Origin of the sequence: Streptomyces sp. NPDC001093 (genome assembly GCF_040298985.1) — a bacterium.
Lineage (GTDB): Bacteria > Actinomycetota > Actinomycetes > Streptomycetales > Streptomycetaceae > Streptomyces.
Genome location: NZ_JBEPBF010000041.1, coordinates 1 through 18,093, shown reverse-complemented (window position 1 = coordinate 18,093; position 18,093 = coordinate 1). Strand labels below are relative to the sequence as shown.

Genomic DNA, 18,093 nt, shown 5'->3' with positions numbered 1-18,093 from the left:
CCCTCGAATTGTGGAGTCCCTCCCATGCGGCCGGTCCCGCGATGAGGCCGGCTCAGTACTCGTTCCGTAGTCGATCGCGCTCTTGAACCCGCACACGCTGTGTCCTTGAGGACTCCACCGCCCGCAGCCGAAGAGCCTCCTGCCTCGACGGCTACAATCGCCGTGCATCCCCCGCCAGTTCACTCACGCAGGGATCAGCACCCCAGAGCACGCACCGTTTCTGACCAATATCCGGCCCTTTTCGCACCATAGTCGTTGCGTGATTAAATTTCTGATGAGATCATGACAGTGAGCGCGAGTGTCCTGTGTTTCATTGCTCGCGCATTTCAGTCAACCACCGGTAACGGGAGAACAGTTGGGGTTACGGCGGGGCAACGCCGCTATCCCACCCCGTCACCGGTCTGCACATCAGGAGAAATGAATATGGCGGAGCTCACTCAATCCGCGCCGCGGGCACGAAAGACGATGGTGCGAGCGTTTGCGATCGCGGGCCTGGCCGCGGCAGCCGTCACCGTCGCCGCCCCAACCGCGCTGGCCAGCGGCACGAGCCCCAAGACGTACGGCTGCTATTCCACCTGGGGCAACACCGGGTCCAACGGACACTGCCAGTCGGTTGCGCGTACCGGTGACTTCCAGAACGAGATCGACTGCAGCCTCTCCGGAGACACGTCGATCTGGTACCTGTTCCACTACGGCAACTCCAAGCCCAGTTGGGGCTACGTGGAGTGCACATTCTCCGCCAACAAGTCCTGGATCAACTTCAAGATTGACTCGTAAGAGGCGACGCTAGGCGAGCGCTGCAGGGGTGTCCCGACTCGGGGCACCCCTGCAGCGCGTCCAGTTAGCGCACGCGCAGACAATCAGAGCATTCGTGTGTGCCGCATTGAATTCCCCCTGCCTGCTACCTGCTCCGCCGAAATACGCGCCGCAATCGGGTGACGCGCCACGGAGTCAGCGCCATCGCGACGCTGCCCGCAAGCAGGCTGCCCATGGCGATCCCCCAGCAGGGAGTCGAGTGTCCGGGCTGATCCGTCCAGTCCCACCACCGGTAACCCCCCAGGCCGTCGACCTGCCAGTAGGTCAGAGGGAACAGGGTGACCAGGGGAAGAATCCAGGAAAACCTCCATCCCCATGCCCGCCCGGACAGCAGGGCGAGCCCGACCCAGATCAGCAGGCCTCGGACGAGAAGCAGCACGGTGTCCATGGGGCTGACGAGTGCCTCGGCCGCGACGAGCAGCAGCGCCGCCGCTGTGACGGCTCCGACGAGGTAGGTGATCTCGAATCGTCTGAAGCCCTTCGCCGCCGCCTCCTCCAGGGAATCCATGGCGCTGCCGAGGCCGCCTACGGCGATCACGGCCAGGGCGAGGGGGATCTCGTGTCTCAGAGGGGTGCTGGAGGATCCGCTGCCGCTGAAGGGGAAGTCGAGGCGGGTGGCTCCGAAGGCCACGTCGCACGCGATCACCAGCGCCCAGCCCACGGCGATTCCGCGGAAGCGATGAGCCTGCAGGTAGCGGATCCAGGACTCACGGAGATCAGGCACAGCGCGTACCCTCGACTGCCTTGATCTGCTTCTTCGCCCAGTCCTCCTGTGCCGGCTCGGGCTGCTTGATCAGCCTTGCGATCGCTGCCTGGTCGACACCGGGCGGTCCCCCGTGCATGTCGGCCGGCTGCCCGGCGCCCGAGATCCGGGCTGCGAGCCAGGAGTCGAGCTCGAAGTACGCCTGCATGCGCCGGTCTTCGTTCGTGCTGTCCACCGCGTGGCAGAAGGGCGGCGTGGAGGTCCGGGAGATGGCGATGGACATGCTGTCGGCCGCCTCCCACATGGATCCCTCGAAGATCGAGAAGTCGATGTCCTGTGCCTTGTCGCCCCTCAGTCCTTCCTCGTAGAACGCCGAGGGGGATTTGATGACCGGAGGAAGCGCGGATATGCGCCTTGCCATCGCTTCCAGTCGCGGCAGGTACATGCGTTCTTCGGGCCACACGCAGATCTTCGGCTCGGTGCGCGTGCACAGCGGAGCATCCGGAGTCGCTCGCGCCGTCTGCACGGGTCCTGCCGTGAGCACGCCTGCCAGGCATGCGACGGCCAGCGCCGAGGTGCCCATGGCCGGCAGCCTGGCGATCACCTTTCCGCGTTCGCCGGTGTATCCGGGCAGTACGCGTGGAGTGAGAACCGCGACGGCCACCGCGGAGAGCGCCAGACCCCATCGAATGGCAAGACGCCCCGGAGTCACTTCCACGGCAGGGGCGCCGGAGAGCACGAACAGGCCCGCCTTCATCGGGCCGCCGTTCATCGTCACCATCACGAAGCAGGCCAGACCGCAGATGACCGGGGTGGCGAAAGCGGACGGGAACCAGCGCCCGGCGAGGTGGCCGACAGCGATGCACAGAAGGATGAGCGCCGCCCCGAGCAGCAGGTAACTGGGCCACAGGAATCCGGGTCCGGCGTCGTGGTGGCTGACCGCGGCGGCAACCAAGGCGCCCACGCCGTAGGCGACGCCACCGTAAACGACGACCGCCGCGATGTGCGCTCCCTCGACCTGCCATCTGGGCCTGGTTCCCGCCGTGTGCTGGTCCTCGAAGCCGAGTCGATGAATCCGGCCAGAGGCCCAAGCGGCGTAGGCGGCCAGGAAGGGGCCGAGGTAGAAGGCGGGTATCTGGGCCGCCGCGCTGGCCTGGGGCCAGACGCCGATCCACCATTGAGCCCGTCCGAAAAGAACCGCCACGTCCAGGGCGACGAGGACGGGGAACCACCATCGCAGGGGAGAACGCCGCAGTTCCATCCAGAGGATACGCATCAGGAAAGCTCCCCCTGCCCCGACAAGGCCGCCATGTAGCCGCGCTCCAACGGGCTGTCGCCCGCCACTCCCGATCGGGTGTTGCCCGCGAGGGCCTCGGGTGTGCCGCGGAAGAGGAACCTTCCGGACTGCATGACGACGACCTGGTCGCAGACAGCCGCCACATCCTCGACGAGGTGTGTACTCAGCACGATCGCCGAGTCCGTCAGCGATCTGATCAGCTCGCGGAACTGCAAGCGCTGTTCCGGGTCCAGCCCGACGGTCGGCTCGTCCAGGAGCAACAGTCTCGGCGAGCCGACGATGGCGGCGGCGATGCCGGCGCGCCGCAGCATGCCACCGGAGAGAGACTTCATCTTGGCCTGCGCCCGCCCGTCGAGAAGGACGGATGCGATTGCCTTCACAGCCGCGCCGTGCGCCTCACCGTCGGGAACCCCGCGCAGCCACGCGCTGTACCTGACGAAGTCGTAGACCGAAAAGGTCGGATAATATCCGAATTCCTGAGGCAGATAGCCGATCATAGGACGCGCCGCCCTCGCCGACCGCTCGGAGTTCACCTTCCTGCCGCAGATCTCCAGGCTTCCCTCCTGAGGAGGCGCAACCGTGGCGAGGGTGCGGAGAAGCGTTGTCTTTCCCGCACCGTTGGGGCCCAGAAGTCCATAGACACCCACGCCGAGATCCCAGTCGAGTCCAGTGATCACCTGATGCCGGCCGTAGCCCTGAGCGATTCCCGACAGCGACGCGATCGGTTCCACATTGTTCCTTTCACGTGTGTGACCGGGTGCCACCCGAGGGCGGCACCCGGTCACATCACCTCTGCCTGCCGAGACGCATCAGTCCGTGAACATGATGTAAGACTTCGAGATGTTGAACGTGCACTCGACTCCGCCCCACTTCGGGTTGGACTCCCCGTACCCGAAGCTCGTCCAGAGCGATTCCTCGCTGCCGAAGGTGCACACGCCGTGGTTCTTGTACTGACCGGCCTCCGTCACCTTGACGCAGTGACCCACCGATCCGGTACTTCCCCAGGTGGAGTAGCAGCCGTTGAGTTTGGGACTCGTGCCGCTCGCCATCGCGGACGGCGTGGCCAGGGCGACGGCCGCGACCGCCACGCCCGCGAGCGCGGCGACGCGCGCTATGGTGTTCCGCGCCCGTCTTGCGGGCTGAGTGTGCTCCGTCATCACTGTCTCCTCCTGATGTGCAGACCGATGGCGGGGGCGGGGCCGCAGCGTTGCCCCGCTGCGGCCCCAACCATGCTGATCCGCCATCGACAGTTGACCGTGAAGGCTCGGTGAAGCGTCCTTCACGCATTTGTCATGATCACACTAAGTTCTTGATTTTGCAACAGCGCCGCACAGAAGCCAACGTTCTACCTTGGGTACTTGTGTTGAATTCGTGACGCCGGCGGTCCCCTCAACTTCCGCTTGATCGCCCAGATGCGCCTCGCACCCGCGATCAACTCCCAATCCCGCCGTCGACGTTGTATGCCGGCGCCCCAAGGCCGGCGGATGAGTACGGCGGGGAAGCGGACGCATCGGTGCGCCCCGTCAGGCCCTCTGGTCGGCCGCCCGGTCCGCCCCGCGCAGCTGCTCCTCCGGCACGCCCGCCGACAGGGCGGCGGCAAAGCGAGGCCAAGTGAGCAAGACGATCGGGTAGATGGCGTAGCCGATGCGGGTGGCAGGAGACAGCACTATCGCCAGGATCAGGCCGAGAGCCAGCCGGTCGGCACCGGCCACGGCGCTGCGTGGTGGGCGGATCAGGAGCGAGAGGCCCACACCCGCGGCGCTCAGCGCGATGAGCGCCATCGTGACGGCCTTGCCGTGCGGGACCAGCGCGGCGATCAGATGCCCCAACAAGGGACTCTGCGCGGACGATGCCGTGGGACCGAGGCCCAGCGGGTAGAGCACGACGTTGCGGTAGAAGGCACCGCTGTCTGCCAGGGCCGCGGGCAGGACGGCGAGCAGGGCGATCCCCACGGCTCCCGCCGCGCACTTGACCGCGGCACGCCGTCCGCCGCGCACCGCCAGCACGGCGACGAGCACCGGGATGGCCGGCCAGGCGGTCCACTTCAGCGCGGCCGCCGCGCCCAGGGCCAGCCCGGCCCGTCCGGCATCGCCCCGCTGCGTGAAGGCGAAGGCCACGCACAGCAACCCGATGACCGGCGGGTCCACACCACCGATCGTGAGCGGCAGCGCGACCACGGGACAGGCGAACAGCCACAACATGCCCGTCATACCGGTGACTCCGCGCTGGATGCCAACCCGACCGGCGTCTACGTCCCGACCGTTGGTCAGCACCCGTATCGCACCCGCCACGGCCGCGAGGAAGCCGATGAGGAACCACAACCGGGCGCTGGTGAGCGGGCTGTCCCCGAACAACATGTGCGGTGCGCCGAAGAGCGCCATGCCGGGAAGGTAGGGATTGAAGTCTCGCACCACGTGCGGTGTGGGGTGATACGGGCTTCCGGAGGCGAACATCAGGTCGGCCGCCCGCTCCACGACGCCGACTTCCATCTGCTCCTTGCTGATCACCGTCAGGTACAGCAGCGGCACCACGACCGCACCGACGACCGCGATCACAGCGGGAGCCGGTGCCCACGGCTCGGACGACCGCACCGCGACGAGTGCGGCACATCCGTACCCCAACGCGGCGGCCAGCCCCCATGCTTCCTGCGAGGTGTCGGCAGGCGATAGCAGGCCCACCACGAGTGCGGACAGGGCGCAGAACACCAGCAGTGGCACGTCCCAACGTCGTCCGACGCGCGGCAACTTGCCGGCGCTGCCCGACTCCTGTGCGCGAACGGCAGTTGACATCACGCGCCGGCCCTACGCCGGATGCGGACGTCGAGGTCGACCGCACGGTGCCGCTGTCGACGCGTACCGGATCCGGGGCGGCCGAGTGGGGGGAAGGTGGTGATCACGGTGTAGCTATCCATTCAGTGTATACACGGCGCGTATACGGGACCCGCGACTCGGTGCGTACTCACCGAGCTCCACCTGTCTGCGTATTAGGCGACCGCGCTTCTGCGCGCCCTGCTCGTACTGACCAACGCCGAGGTCGCCCGCCGGCCGACGATCTCGAGCGCAGGCAGCTGCCCGTGCGCAGCGCGAGCGCAAGATCGCCGACTTACATCAGCTGCGGTGACCTGCGCGTTGAAGATGAAGAACGATCAATGGTGCCCCAGCTGGCGTACCAGGCTCGGGCATCAGATGCCGACGATCTCCTGCACGACAGCGGCAGCCTGCACGGCGGCATCATCGCCGGCGGCGAAAGCCGGCACAGCAGTCAAAGAGAACGCAGGGGAAGCAGAGATCGCTGCACATATACGCATGACGTGAAGGTTCCCGTTTTTGATGTTCAAACCGCCGTGGTCAGCGGCGGCGTTAGAGACGTGATCATGTCACACTGGGGCAGTAAAGCCCACGCCGGCCTCTGCGATGTGCCTCACACGGCCTGCCTACCAACCTTCACGAGCTCGCACGCATCGATGGCCGGACTGCACTTCCGGCGCACCTGCGCCCCAGGGCACATCCAGGGCACATGAGCCTGGGAAACGGCGTTGACCCATGAGAACTACCGAGAGGAGTTTTCGCAGGTCAACGCACATCACTGCCGCAGACGCAGGATGCCGGATCGGGTCCTTCTTCACATCATGTGATCCGTGGATAGCATCGGGGTTCATGACGCTGACGCAGCGGTGGACTTCCCGTGTTCTCCTGGTGGACGGCGACGATCGTCTGCTCCTGCTGTGCGGCCGTGATCCGCGCAGGCCGGGGGCGCGATGGTGGTTCACCGTCGGTGGTGGCGTCGAGGACGGCGAGAGCTATCCCCAGGCTGCCGTGCGTGAAGTCTGGGAGGAGACGGCGCTGTCTCTCCCCGTTGGGCGCCTGGGCCCCGTTGTCTGGACCCGGCAGGCGATCTTCAGCGTGGACGGCCGTGTCTTCGACCAGTACGAGGAATACCGCCTTGTCCGCGTCACGGCCGATGAGGTCCGCCGGATGAACGTCCGGACGCAGGAGGCTCGTTACGGGCACCGCTGGTGGTCGGCAGCGGAACTCGCCACCACTGCGGAGACCGTCCGGCCGAAGAGGATGGCTTCTCTCCTGCCCGATGCGCTGTCGGCCGTCGGCCTTGATCGAGCCCCTGTGCATTTGGGGAATTTCAACGAAGACACTGATCCGGAGTAGCGCATCGGTACGGTTTGAGCGGCCGAGCCATATTTGTCGCGATACAACCCGTATAGTCGGCCGGGCAGTTGGTTGACTGGGACGCATGTCATCATCTGCGTTCGAGACGGACAGGCCCGATCCCGTCAGCTATCTCGACCGGCTCGCCACGAGCGATCTCGGCCGCTCCTACAAGCGGCGGATGCTCGACGAACTCGACCTGCGTGCCGGACACCGGGTGCTCGACCTCGGCTGCGGCCCCGGTACCGACCTTGAGGCGCTCGCCCGGGCAGTCACCCCGGCCGGCGCTGTCGTCGGCGTCGACCACGACCGGAACATGGTGGACGCCGCGCGGGCCCGCACCGCCGGCGAGGCCGTGGTGGACGTCCGGCACGCGGACATCCACGACCTGCCGATGCCCGGCCACACCGCCGACCGCGCCCGCACCGACCGGGTCCTGCAGCACGTCGCCGATCCGCTGGCCGCGCTCGGTGAGATCCGCCGGGTCCTGCGGCCGGGCGGGCGGCTCGTCATGGGCGAGCCCGACTGGGAAACCCTGGCCGTCGACCATCCGGACAGCGACCTGACGCGTGCCTACACCCGACATGTGGCCGAACGGGTCGTCCGCAACGCGGGGATCGGCCGGCAACTGGCGCGCCTTGCGACCGAGAGCGGCTTCAGGGTGCCCACGGTCATCCCTGTCACACCTGTCTTCCGGGACGTCCAGGTCGCGGACAAGATCCTCGGCCTGGAACGCACCACCCGGCGCGCGGTCGAGGCCGGCTACTTCAGCGACTGGGCGGCGGAAGCCTGGCTGGGCCATCTCACGCGGGGCCCCTTTCTCGCGGCGGTGACGTTCTACATCGTCGTGGCCGAGACGTAGTCCCCCGTCGCATGGCCGTGCTCGTCGCGGAGCTCGGGCATCGGGGGCGGAGCGGGTGTCATGCCGCGGGGTCCCGTCGGACGAGCACGAGGACGGCGGCGCAGGTGGCCAGGGTGATCGTGGCCACCTGTGCCACGATGCCGGTGCCGAGGTGGGCGGTCCCTGAGGGGTCGAAGAGGTGGGTCCAGTCCCGCCAGTAGTGCATGGGCAGGACGATTTGCACGGCGTGCAGGGCGTGCGAGCCGTTGAGGATGCCGGCTGCGATCACGAAGGCGACGACGGCGCCGAGGGCCTCGAGTCCGCGGGGCAGGAGAAGTCCCAGGGTGAACGCGATCGTTGCGATGCTCAGCATGCACAGCAGGCAGTAGCCGGTCGCCGACAGGACGCGGGTGGCCGTCTCGCCGCCGGTGAGATTCGGAGCGCCGACGATGTGGAACGGGTGCCAGCCGTAGATGGCAACGCCGGCGAGCAGTCCGGCCGTCAGCACACACAGGGTGGCGATCGCGGTCACACCGGCCAGCGCTGCGAGCTTGGCCGCCAGCAGGCGTGCTCGGCTCACGGGCGCGACGTACAGGTAGCGCAGGGTTCCCCACTCCCGGTCGGACGAGGCGATCGCGGCGGCCGGCAAGGCCACCATGATCGGGAGGAGCAGCGGTTCGATGAACGCCATGCTCGCCATGGCGTGGTTGAGCGCGGAGTAGGGGGAGGCGCCGAACAGGCCGGTCTGGCGGCCGTTGCGATGCCCCGCCTTGGATGCGTACGAAAAGCCGGACAGCACGGGGACGGCGGCCAGACAGGCGAGCACGACGAGCGTGCGGATCCGCAGCAGTTGGGTGGTCAGTTCAACGCGCAGCATGCTCGCCGGCTCCTTCGGTCATGGTCAGGAACGCCTCTTCCAGGGACTTGCTCTCCTGCTGCACGGACGTGACGCCGATGCCCTCCGTGACCAGCGCGCGTACCAGGTCGCGGGAGTGCACGCCGGGCGCGGTGACGACCATCTCGTCCCGCTGCGTCGTAACCGTCGCGACGCCGGGCAGTGCGCGCAGTACGGCGGCAGCCTGCTCGGTGTCGTCGACCTGGAGGCGGTAGGTGCCGGCGGCGCCGAGCAGTTCGTCCATCGGTCCTGCGGCGATCAGCCGGCCGTGGTTCATCACGCCGACGTGGGTGGCCAGTTGCTGCACCTCGGCGAGCTGGTGGCTGGAGACGAGTACGGCGGCCCCTCGTCGGGCCAGCTCCCCCAGGTACTCGCGCAGGGCCCGGACCTCGCCGGGGTCCAGGCCGTTGGCCGGCTCGTCCAGGATCAGCACGTCCGGCTTCCGCATCAGGGCCTGGGCCAGCATCAGCCGCTGCTTCATCCCCATCGAATAGCCCTTGACCTTGCGGTCGAGCGCCTCGCCGAGCCCGGCGAGATCCAGGGCGTCGTCCAGAGCGGGGGGCGGCCATGCCCGTCGTGTCGCCGACCACAGGAGCCGCAGGTTGGCCCGGCCGGTGAGGTGCGGCACGAACGCCGGGCCGTCGATGAGCACGCCGACGCGACGCAGCACGTCCGCGCCCAGTCCGACCGGCTCGCCCAGGAGGCGCGCGCTGCCGGTGTCCGGGGACGACAGGCCGACCAGCATCCGCATCGTGGAGGTCTTGCCCGCCCCGTTCGGGCCGAGCAGCGCGCAGATCTGGCCGGCTTGCACGGTGAGGCTGAGCCCGCTGACGGCCTGCCTGCGGCCGTACCGTTTGGACAGCTCGCGGGCGCAGATCGCAGGTGTTGCCTGTTCCTGCGGTGTGGACAGGTGCATCGTCACGCCTTTCACCGGTGCTTGTCCGGTCGTCGAAGGTGGGTGGCGACCGCGCCGAAGCGGCGGCGCGAGCCGGAGGAGTCGTACGGGAAGCAGGCGAGCAGGAGCGCGGCCGTGACCAGAGAGGTGGCCAGACCCGCGCCGAGTGTGAGGGCGGCCAAAGCCGGCACGGACGTCAGCGATCCCGTCCCGAACACCGGCCACAGTGCGTCGCGGAACGCCGTCGCCGCACTGATCGCGACGCATCCGGCGACGGCCGATGCCTCGGCGATACGGCGGGTCCGGGGGCGCGCCGGCCGGGCGATGAATCCCGCGACCGCGTTGCTGATCACGCAGAAGGCGAGGTTGGACGTCGCCACGACGATCAGAAACCAGGCGATGAGCAGCGGGTCCGTCCAGCGTTCGCCGATGGCCTGTGCGCCGGTGATGGCCGCCGCGGCCAGCGTGCTCAGCGCGACGAACACCGTCATCGCCCGGCGGCGCACCCGGTCCGCGGCGTCCGGACCGACCCAGCGCCGCAGTACGGGAATCCGCCGGCAGACGAAGACGGCGTCGCCGAGCCAGTCATGCCGCCATGGGCCGGCCGAGCCCTGCCCTCGGTGGCCTCGCACGAGCAACACCGCAATGGCCATGGTGAGTACGGAGTTGACGACCAGCCCGCCGATCAGCACCGATGCCCATGTCCCCGAGGATGAGGCAGGCGTCCTGGCGATGACCGCGGCCCACTCGGACACCACCGTGAGCCCGACCAGCGTGACCATCGCCCCCGCCGCACGCACCGTCTGCCGCACCCGGTCCGCGCCGCCCGGCGCCCGCCACACGAGCAGCCGTAACGCGATCACCAGGGCGGGCATCGGCACCGCAAACTGAGCCAGGGACACCACCACGTCGTACGGGTCGTCCTGCCACGGGCTTGCCGCCCTGACCGTCTTGTCCTGGGTCTCCAGCACCGTCAACGCCTCGAACACACCGGCCGCGCCGAGGCTCGCCCAGACCACGGCCGAGGAAGCCCGGCCGTCCTCCTTCACGTCTTCCATGGCCCGCCATAGTACGCGCCTCGTACTACGTGACAAGTAGTATCGCGGCTCGTAGTATGTGGATCGGAGGCAAGGAGACCCATGCACAGCAACGACGCCCAGATGCTCGTGCTCACCGTCCTCGCGGACGGCCCGCGGCACGGATACGCGATCAACACCGCGATCGAGGAACTCACCGGCCGCAGACTCGGCCCCGGCAGCCTCTACGGCGCGCTGTCCCGCCTGGAGGGGCGCGGGCTGATCCAGCCCGCGGACGACACGGCCGGAACCCAGGAGCGCCACCGCACCATGCGGATCACCGACGCCGGCCGCGAGCAACTGCGCGCCCAACTCCAGCAGATGGCCCGGATCTCCGCCGCCGGCCTGCGCGCGCTCGGGATCACCCCGGCATGACCGCGGCCACGCTCCTGACCCGGCTCTACCCACCGGCCGTGCGCGAGCGATGGGGCGAGGACATCCGACACGAGGTGTCCGCCTCCGGCATCCGCTCCTGGCCCGACACCCTCGCGGGGGCCGCGCGGCTGTGGCTCCACCCCGGCGACTGGCCCGAGACGTCCAGCGGACAGACCCGCCGTGTGCTGACCGTGGCCCTGTTCGCGCTCACCGCGGCCACCGGCCTGCTGCTGCGCTCGGCCGAACCCTCCACCACTCTCACGGCCGACATCCGTCACCCCGCGGACAGCCTGTGGCTCGCCCCGCTCCTGCTGGGCATCGCCCTCGCAGCGCCGCTCCCACCGATGCACGGCGCTGCCCTCCGCGGCCTGACTGCCGTGGTGGTCCGCACCCTGGCCGCCCCGACCGCCGCGGTCGTCGCCCTGTGCCTGACGGCATGGAGCGGCAGGGCCGAACACCTCACAGGCTTCGCCGAGGCCGCCGCGGTCACCTCCTACTGGCTCACGCTCGGATTCGTCGCACTCCGCCTGTGTGTCCTCGTCGCCCGTATCTCCCGCACCGCCACCCTGCCGACCACACGCCGGCTGTCCGCGGCCCTTCTGTGCATCGGCACCGGACTGACGCTCGCGGCGAGCCAGAACCTCCTCGCCGCCGCCCGCACCGCCGTCAGCCCCGGCTCCCTGGCCGAGAGCACCGCACTGGGCCTCCTGGCCGCCATGGCCATCAGCACCGGCCACGACCTACGGCAGAAGAGGGCATAGGCCCCAGCCACTGGAGTGCCGGCGCTCCGCGAGCGCCGAGTGCCGGTACCGCTGAACCGTTCCCCACCCCTGACCCCGGACCCAGGAGTTGCCGATGACCGCCGTGCCGCCGAAGGTCGTTGTCGTCGTGCCGACCTACAACGAGCGGGACAACCTGCCCGTCCTTGCCGGCCTGCTCGCGGACCTGCCGGTGCCGGACCTGCATCTGCTCGTGGTCGACGACAACTCACCCGACGGCACCGGCGAGGTCGCCGACAGCCTCGCCGCCCGGTCACCGGATACCGTCGGCGTGCTGCACCGCACCGCCAAAGACGGACTCGGCCGCGCCTACCTCGCCGGAATGACCCGTGCGCTGGACGAGGGTGCCGACGTCGTGGTCCAGATGGACGCCGACCTCTCGCATCCGGCCTCGGCGATCCCGGCCATGGTCGACACCCTCCTGACGAAGGACGCCGCCGTGGTAGTCGGGTCCCGCTACGTGGCGGGCGGCTCGACCGCCACCGACTGGCCCTGGCACCGCAAGGCCCTGTCCGTCTGGGCCAACCTCTACGTCAACGCGATCCTGCGGCTGCACGTGAAGGACGCCACCGCCGGATTCAAGGCATGGCGGGCCGGGACACTGCGAGCGATCGACCTGCCGTCGATCCGCAGCAACGGCTACTCCTTCCAGGTCGAGATGAACCACCGCACCGTCAAACAGGGGCTGACCATCCTCGAAGTGCCCATCCGCTTCGAGGAACGCGTGCAGGGGACATCGAAGATGAGCCTGCGCGTACAGCTCGAATCCGCACTCACTCCATGGAAGCTCCGCTTCGGCAGCACCTTGAACTGAGACCTCGTGGCGCATGAACCGGGGCCGCGTCGTCGCCGTCGGTAAGCGCACCGCGTATCCGGTGCAGTGATCCCGAACGGCATACGGCCGGTGCGACCCCGGGAGCGGGGTTCGCACCGGCCGTTGTCGCAGGACGGGGCGTACGAGGCCGGATCAGTCCCTACGGGCTTTGAGGTGCCGTACGTCGAAGGAGCGGATGCCGCGTCCGTGTGTGGCGGCGTACAGCTTGCCGTCGGGGCCGAGGCGCAGCTGCATCACGGCCGTGGTGGGCAGGTTGTGGCCCAGGACGAGCCACTTGGTGGCGCCGGCGGGGCGGTAGAAGGTGGCCAGGTCGGTGCCGAGGGCGAGGCCGCCGTTCGGGAGGAGCTTGACCGTGTCGGCGGGGACGTCGGGCAGGTTGGCGGAGATGTCCGTCCAGCTCGCGCCGCCGTCCTTGGACTCGAAGACGTGGCCCACGCCCGCGCCGGGGCCCTCGGTCCACCTGCGGGAGAAGCCGTTGACCGCGACGTAGACGTGCTGGGCATCGGCCGGGTCGACTTCGAAGCCGGAGATGTAGCGGTTCGGGATGGTGCCGTCGACCGGGAGGCTGAGCTGGTGCCAGCCGGTGCCGTCGGCGTTGCCGACCGCGATGCCCCGGGTGAAGCCCTGGTTGTTGCAGGGCCCGCACCAGCCGACGTACACGGTGCCGCCCGAAGACGCGACGGCCGTGGCCACATGGCCCTCGCCGAGGTCGTAGGCGTTCGCCCATTCCTTGCCGGAGCGAATGGCGAAGCCCTTGGTGTTCACCCACACGTGCCGGCCACCGGCGATCCAGGTGTTGGTGTCCTTGGCGTCGGCGGCGATCGGCGCGATGAAGCGGGCGCCCGCGCCACCCTGATCCTTGTCGGGCGGGGCGACCTCGTACTCGGTGGCCTTCGACGGGTCCGTCGACCACGAGCCGTCGTTCACGCCGCAGTTCTGCGTCACCCACATGTCCAGGTACACGTACTCGGCGGCGATGTTGCAGCCATTGGCGGGATCCGCGATGGTGTCGCCGCCGTCACCGCCGAAGTTCGAGCCCATGACCTTGTCCCGGCCGCGCAGGATCGACTGGCCGTTGTCCTGCAGGCCACCGGTCACCGAGACGCCACCATAGGTGAGGTCCTCACCCACACCCACCGAGTAGTACTGCAGGGTGTCGAGGGTGCCGTCGCTCAGGGACTGCCAGTCCTTGGCGTGGCCGCCGGAGTCGACGGCGCCGCCCAGCGGGCGCCGGTAGATGCCGCCGTCGTTGCCGACATAGGCCCAGGTCTTGCCCCGGTAGCTGCCGATCGCGACCGCGTGCTGGTCGGAGTGGGTGGTGGGCGAGCAGTCACCGGTCTGCTTGGCCGGGTCGATGCTCCAGCAGGGGAAGGGGAAGTTCCAGTACGGGCCCGGGGTCGTCCAGCTCTGGCCGCCGTTCTTGGTCTCGAAGACCTCTTCCAGACCGAGGTAGACATGGTCGGCATTGGCCGGGTCGACCTGGAGGAACTGGTTGTACCAGGACTGGATGCCCGGCATGTAACCCGCGCTCTGCAGCGCGGACCCGGACGCCTTCAGCTTGGTGTAGTCCGCGATCAGCGTCCACGGCCCGAACGGCGAGCCGCTCTTCGACACATACACGCCCTTGAGCCCGCTGTCGGGGTTGGCGGCCATCTGCGCCGGCGACTGGTCGATGGCGTACAGACGCGAGCCGTCGGCCGCGGCCGCGAACGTCATGTTGCCGACATCGGCACTGCTGGTCGGCAGGTCACCAAGACCGCTGACCGGCTTCCAGCTGCCGTCGCCCTGCTTGGCGTACAGCCCGTTGTAGGTGTCACCACCACGCCAGCCCACCGCGAGCAGAACCTTGGAAGGGTCCTTGGGGTCGACGGCGATGTCGTTGGCGATGTTCTTGTACGGCGCACTGGGGTCGTCCGCCTTCGCACCACCCGGCAGATAGTCCGGGTTGGGGGCGAACTCATGCTTCCACGGCCCGGACAGGGTGGCCGTGGAGTGCGACCAGACACCGGTACTGGTCGCCGCCCACACCGTGGTGCCGGCGAAACGCAGCGCATGAATGACGGTGGACTCCAGCTCGGCGCCGCCCACACGGTCACCGGGCTGGAACTGCCCGTGACGCGGGTCTTTGAGGACGTACACGCCCGTCCCCACGAACGACGTCGCCCCGGTATTGGACTCGCCCGTCGCATACCAGAGCCGCTGCTGCTGGTCGAGGGCCAGGGTGCCCGTCGACAGGGACGGCAGCCTGTCGGAGATCGGCTTCCACTGCCCGCCGCCGGTCGTGGAGCGGAAGACCCCGCCGTTCGCGCCGCCCGCGTACACATAGCCCTGGTCATCGGCCGCGATCCCGGTGATCCGGCCGGTCACGTCACCCGCGCCACCACTGGAGTTGGAGTTCACATCGCGGTAGCGGGGATCGTCGGAGTTGTAAGGCTTCTTGGTGACGTGGTCCCAGCTGCCGCTCGTGTGCTTCATCGACTGCAGCTGCTGCCAGGCCGCCCCGTAGGCGCCGGGCGCGACCACGCCGGGCGCGGTGCGCGCCTCGGTGAACTGGGCCGTCGACTCGGCGGAGTTCTCCGCCTCGTCACCGCCGCCGTCATCGCCGCCCTCCGCGGCGAACGCGGACATGCCATGGCCCGCGTGCACCGCCTTGATGTGCTGCCGGCCCATGGCGGCCTGGTGGCCTGCCTGCCAGGGCCGGGGCCTGGTGTCGCTCGACGCCGCGAACGACTGGGTGGTCACCAGTCCGAACGCGGCGGCCGCGACGGTACAGGTGATGAACCGTCGCTGGTGCTTCGGGGGCAACATGCCCTCTCCTCCCTGCGACGGGAGCATGGGGGTGTCCCGGCGCAGGGGGATCTTGGCGTGACCACAACAGCCACACAAAGGGCTCACAGGAAAAATGGCGGGTTGTTTACCTTCCGCCTCACATGAACCCGAACTCCCGCTCCCTGCATGCGCTTACCCACGCTTGACCTCACGTGCGGTTCAGCTTCTACGTTCATGGTCATCGGCATCAGCCGCAAAGGAGGCAGTTCCCATGACCGTGACCGCCGTTCCCGAGACGTACCGCAACGCCGTCGTCGCCCACATCATGGTCGACGGCGCCGCGGACGCGATCGGCTTCTACACCCGGGCATTCGGTGCGGAGGAGCTGTTCCGCCTCGGCGGCCCGGACGGACGCATCGTGCACGCCGAGGTCCGCATCCAGGGCGCCACCATCATGCTGGGCGACGCCGAGGGCCCCCTCTTCAGCGCACCGACCGCCGTGGGCGGCACCACCGTGGGCCTGCACGTCTTCGTCGAGGACGTCGATGCGCTCGCGCACCGGGCGGCCGCGGCCGGTGCGGAGCTCCTGCAGCCCCCGGCCGACCAGTTCCACGGCGACCGCACGACCGTACTGAAGGACCCCTACGGCCACGTCTGGGTCTTCCTCACCCACCTGGAGGATTTGACGCCGGCCGAGGTGGCCCGCCGGGCCCGGGAACTCTTCGGCTCTCCCGCTGAACGATGATCAGGCGAGGCCGAACCAGCCCAGGACCGTCTGGACGAGCAGGATGGTGGACATGGCGGCGACGCCGACGACCACGGCGGTGGCGGCGATGCGGTAGCGCGGCCCGTTGGCGGCCGCCCCCAGGACCGAGCGGCGGTTGGTCAGCACCAGGAGGTAGACCAGGACGACGGGACTGATCAGGCCCTGCAGCACCTGGGTGCCGATCAGCAGCTGGATGACGTCGACCGGGGTCATCGCCACCGTGGCGCCGAGCACGATCTGGGCGGTGAACAGGCCCAGGAACAAGGGCGCGTCACGGAAGCTGCGGGAGACCGAGCGTTCCACACCCGCTGCCTCTCCTATGGCGTAGCTGGCCGAGAGCGGGACGACGGCGCCCGCGAGAGCGGAGGCGCCCATCAGGCCGAGCGCGAACAGCAGCTCCGCGCCCTGGCCCGCCACCGGCTTGAGGGCCTCGGCGGCCTGGGCCGCGGAGTCCAGCGGGCCGGTGCCGCCGATCGCGGACGCCGTGGCGATGATGATGGTCAGGCTGATGACACAGGCGAAGACGGCACCGAGGATGGCGTCGGCGCGGATGAGCGGGTAGTCGGCGGGCTTGGCGCCTCGGTCGACGACGCCTGCGGCGGCGTAGAACTGCATGTACGGGCTGACCGTCGTACCGATCAACGCGACCGCCAGCAGGATGAAACCCTTGCTCGGCTCGATGTGCGGGACGACCAGGTGGTGGCCGACCGCGCCCCAGTCGGGGTGGCCGAGGATCATCGCGACGGGGTAGGCGAAGAACGCCAACGACATGATGAGGAAGATGCGTTCGGCCCAGTGGTAGGAGCCGAACAGCACCAGCGCCCACAGCAGGACCGCGGCCGGCGGGATGACCGCCCACTTCGGTACGCCGAGGAGTTCGAAGGCCGCGCCGATGCCGGCGAACTCCGACACGACCAGGCCCGTGTTGGCCAGCAGCAGGCAGAAGACGGCCAGTGCGGTCAGGCGCAGGCTGAACTGCTCGCGGATCAGGGCGCCCAGGCCCTTGCCGGTGTGGGCGCCGAGGCGGACGGCCATCTCCTGCACCATCACCAGGGCGATGGTGACCAGGACCATGAAGAAGAGGGTGCCGTAGGTGAATTGGGAGCCTGCGGAGGCATAGGTGGCGATGCCGGCGGCGTCGTTGCCGGCGTTCGCGGCGACCAGGCCCGGGCCCGCGACCGCCGCGATCACGGTGATGCGCCGCCAGCCGGTGCGGCGCGCGGGGGTCTGCGGGGCCGCGGTGGCGGTGTCGAGGTCACGGGTCACTGCAGGAACCTCCTGAAGTGCAGGCGCCCGCGTTCGGGCAGCATCGCGTCGAGCAGGTCGTCGGCCAGGATCCGGCCGATCGGGCGGTCGCTGTCGTCGACCACCAGGAGTGAGGAGGCGCGGGCCGCCACCAGGTGGTCGGCGGCCTCCGCCACGGAGGTGTCGGCCTGCACGGTCTCCGGGGGGCCGAACTGGGCCCGCCAGGCGACCAGGTCGGCGATCGGGGTCGTGTCCTCGGCCACCGCGACGTCGAAGAGCGGGATGTCGCACAGCAGCCGGTCCGTGCCGTCCACGACGGTGACCGCGTCGATCTCGGTGCGGTGCTCGTGCTGCTCGGCCAGCCGTCCGCGTACCTCGGCGACGGTCTCGTCCTGCCGGGCGGTGATCAGCAGCGTGGTCATGGCACCGCCCGCCGTGCCCTCCCGGTGGGTCAGCAGCCGGCGCAGTTCCGCCGCCTCGTCCTTCGGCATCCGTGCCAGCAGGGCCTCGCGCTCCTCACGGGTGAGGTCGCGCAGGGCGTCCGTGGCCTCGTCGGGCTCCATCTCGTCGACGAGGCGGGCGGCGTGCTCCGGCTGGGCCTCGCGCAGCAGGTTCTCCAGCTCGTGCGGTTCCATCTC

The 18,093-nt window shown here is 69.0% G+C and carries 19 protein-coding genes; 7 read left to right on the top strand and 12 right to left on the bottom strand.

What is annotated here, in order from left to right; genetic code table 11:
• Positions 1–465 precede the first annotated feature (465 nt).
• On the top strand, positions 466–777 hold the full coding sequence (locus ABT288_RS21495; protein ID WP_351610067.1) for a hypothetical protein: 312 nt from the start codon (positions 466–468) through the stop codon (positions 775–777).
• Between the two features lie 124 nt (positions 778–901).
• Here the strand turns inward: ABT288_RS21495 and ABT288_RS21490 are convergent, their stop codons facing one another.
• From ABT288_RS21490 to ABT288_RS21465, 6 genes are all read right to left on the bottom strand, one after another.
• A complete protein-coding gene (locus ABT288_RS21490; protein ID WP_351610064.1) occupies positions 902–1,540 on the bottom strand; it encodes a hypothetical protein in 639 nt (212 codons plus the stop codon).
• Positions 1,533–2,795 (bottom strand): ABC transporter permease, encoded by a 1,263-nt coding sequence (locus ABT288_RS21485; RefSeq protein WP_351610061.1) that lies wholly within the window; start codon positions 2,793–2,795, stop codon positions 1,533–1,535. The genes ABT288_RS21490 and ABT288_RS21485 overlap by 8 nt, the downstream gene beginning before the upstream one ends.
• Positions 2,795–3,547 carry an ATP-binding cassette domain-containing protein gene (locus ABT288_RS21480; protein ID WP_351610058.1) on the bottom strand — a complete coding sequence of 251 codons (753 nt, stop codon included), beginning with the start codon at positions 3,545–3,547 and terminating at the stop codon, positions 2,795–2,797. Before ABT288_RS21480 ends, ABT288_RS21485 begins: the two co-directional genes overlap by 1 nt.
• Before the next feature lie 78 nt (positions 3,548–3,625).
• On the bottom strand, positions 3,626–3,973 hold the full coding sequence (locus ABT288_RS21475; protein WP_351610055.1) for a hypothetical protein: 348 nt from the start codon (positions 3,971–3,973) through the stop codon (positions 3,626–3,628).
• A 366-nt stretch (positions 3,974–4,339) separates the two neighbouring features.
• Positions 4,340–5,533: a glycosyltransferase 87 family protein gene (locus tag ABT288_RS21470; RefSeq protein WP_351610053.1), complete on the bottom strand. Its 1,194-nt coding sequence runs from the start codon at positions 5,531–5,533 to the stop codon at positions 4,340–4,342.
• Positions 5,534–5,997: 464 nt separating this feature from the next.
• On the bottom strand, positions 5,998–6,153 hold the full coding sequence (locus ABT288_RS21465; RefSeq protein WP_351610050.1) for a hypothetical protein: 156 nt from the start codon (positions 6,151–6,153) through the stop codon (positions 5,998–6,000).
• A 319-nt stretch (positions 6,154–6,472) separates the two neighbouring features.
• Here ABT288_RS21465 and ABT288_RS21460 point away from each other — a divergent pair, with 319 nt between their 5' ends.
• Together ABT288_RS21460 and ABT288_RS21455 are read left to right on the top strand one after the other, a co-directional pair.
• A complete protein-coding gene (locus ABT288_RS21460) occupies positions 6,473–6,979 on the top strand; it encodes an NUDIX hydrolase (RefSeq protein WP_351610047.1) in 507 nt (168 codons plus the stop codon).
• A gap of 85 nt (positions 6,980–7,064) precedes the next feature.
• On the top strand, positions 7,065–7,841 hold the full coding sequence (locus tag ABT288_RS21455; protein ID WP_351610045.1) for a methyltransferase domain-containing protein: 777 nt from the start codon (positions 7,065–7,067) through the stop codon (positions 7,839–7,841).
• 58 nt (positions 7,842–7,899) lie between these two features.
• Here the strand turns inward: ABT288_RS21455 and ABT288_RS21450 are convergent, their stop codons facing one another.
• Genes ABT288_RS21450 through ABT288_RS21440 form a run of 3 tightly spaced genes read right to left on the bottom strand, consistent with a single transcriptional unit; the run spans position 7,900 to position 10,668 of the window.
• Positions 7,900–8,697 (bottom strand): DUF2705 family protein, encoded by a 798-nt coding sequence (locus ABT288_RS21450; protein ID WP_351610042.1) that lies wholly within the window; start codon positions 8,695–8,697, stop codon positions 7,900–7,902.
• A complete protein-coding gene (locus tag ABT288_RS21445) occupies positions 8,684–9,631 on the bottom strand; it encodes an ABC transporter ATP-binding protein (protein WP_351610190.1) in 948 nt (315 codons plus the stop codon). Before ABT288_RS21445 ends, ABT288_RS21450 begins: the two co-directional genes overlap by 14 nt.
• 11 nt (positions 9,632–9,642) lie before the next feature.
• Positions 9,643–10,668, bottom strand: a complete 1,026-nt coding sequence (locus tag ABT288_RS21440; protein WP_351610039.1) for a hypothetical protein — start codon at positions 10,666–10,668, stop codon at positions 9,643–9,645.
• Positions 10,669–10,749: 81 nt separating this feature from the next.
• On the opposite strand from ABT288_RS21440, the gene ABT288_RS21435 reads away from it, so the two are divergent.
• The 3 genes from ABT288_RS21435 to ABT288_RS21425 all read left to right on the top strand — a co-directional run bounded on the left by ABT288_RS21435 (position 10,750) and on the right by ABT288_RS21425 (position 12,654).
• The gene (locus tag ABT288_RS21435) at positions 10,750–11,061 is read left to right on the top strand and encodes a PadR family transcriptional regulator (protein WP_351610037.1); all 312 of its coding nucleotides are present in this window, start codon (positions 10,750–10,752) and stop codon (positions 11,059–11,061) included.
• On the top strand, positions 11,058–11,822 hold the full coding sequence (locus ABT288_RS21430) for a hypothetical protein (RefSeq protein WP_351610034.1): 765 nt from the start codon (positions 11,058–11,060) through the stop codon (positions 11,820–11,822). Before ABT288_RS21435 ends, ABT288_RS21430 begins: the two co-directional genes overlap by 4 nt.
• 94 nt (positions 11,823–11,916) lie before the next feature.
• Positions 11,917–12,654, top strand: a complete 738-nt coding sequence (locus tag ABT288_RS21425; protein WP_351610032.1) for a polyprenol monophosphomannose synthase — start codon at positions 11,917–11,919, stop codon at positions 12,652–12,654.
• A gap of 153 nt (positions 12,655–12,807) precedes the next feature.
• Here ABT288_RS21425 and ABT288_RS21420 read toward each other — a convergent pair whose 3' ends face one another.
• A complete protein-coding gene (locus ABT288_RS21420; protein ID WP_351610029.1) occupies positions 12,808–15,483 on the bottom strand; it encodes a glycosyl hydrolase in 2,676 nt (891 codons plus the stop codon).
• Between the two features lie 232 nt (positions 15,484–15,715).
• On the opposite strand from ABT288_RS21420, the gene ABT288_RS21415 reads away from it, so the two are divergent.
• Entirely contained in the window at positions 15,716–16,189 is a 474-nt protein-coding gene (locus tag ABT288_RS21415) for a VOC family protein (RefSeq protein WP_351610027.1), read from the top strand.
• Here ABT288_RS21415 and ABT288_RS21410 read toward each other — a convergent pair whose 3' ends face one another.
• Together ABT288_RS21410 and ABT288_RS21405 are read right to left on the bottom strand one after the other, a co-directional pair.
• Positions 16,190–17,476 carry an NRAMP family divalent metal transporter gene (locus ABT288_RS21410; protein ID WP_351610024.1) on the bottom strand — a complete coding sequence of 429 codons (1,287 nt, stop codon included), beginning with the start codon at positions 17,474–17,476 and terminating at the stop codon, positions 16,190–16,192.
• A partial coding sequence (locus ABT288_RS21405; RefSeq protein WP_351610021.1) for a magnesium transporter MgtE N-terminal domain-containing protein occupies positions 17,473–18,093 on the bottom strand: 621 nt, incomplete at its 5' end. The genes ABT288_RS21410 and ABT288_RS21405, both read right to left, overlap by 4 nt.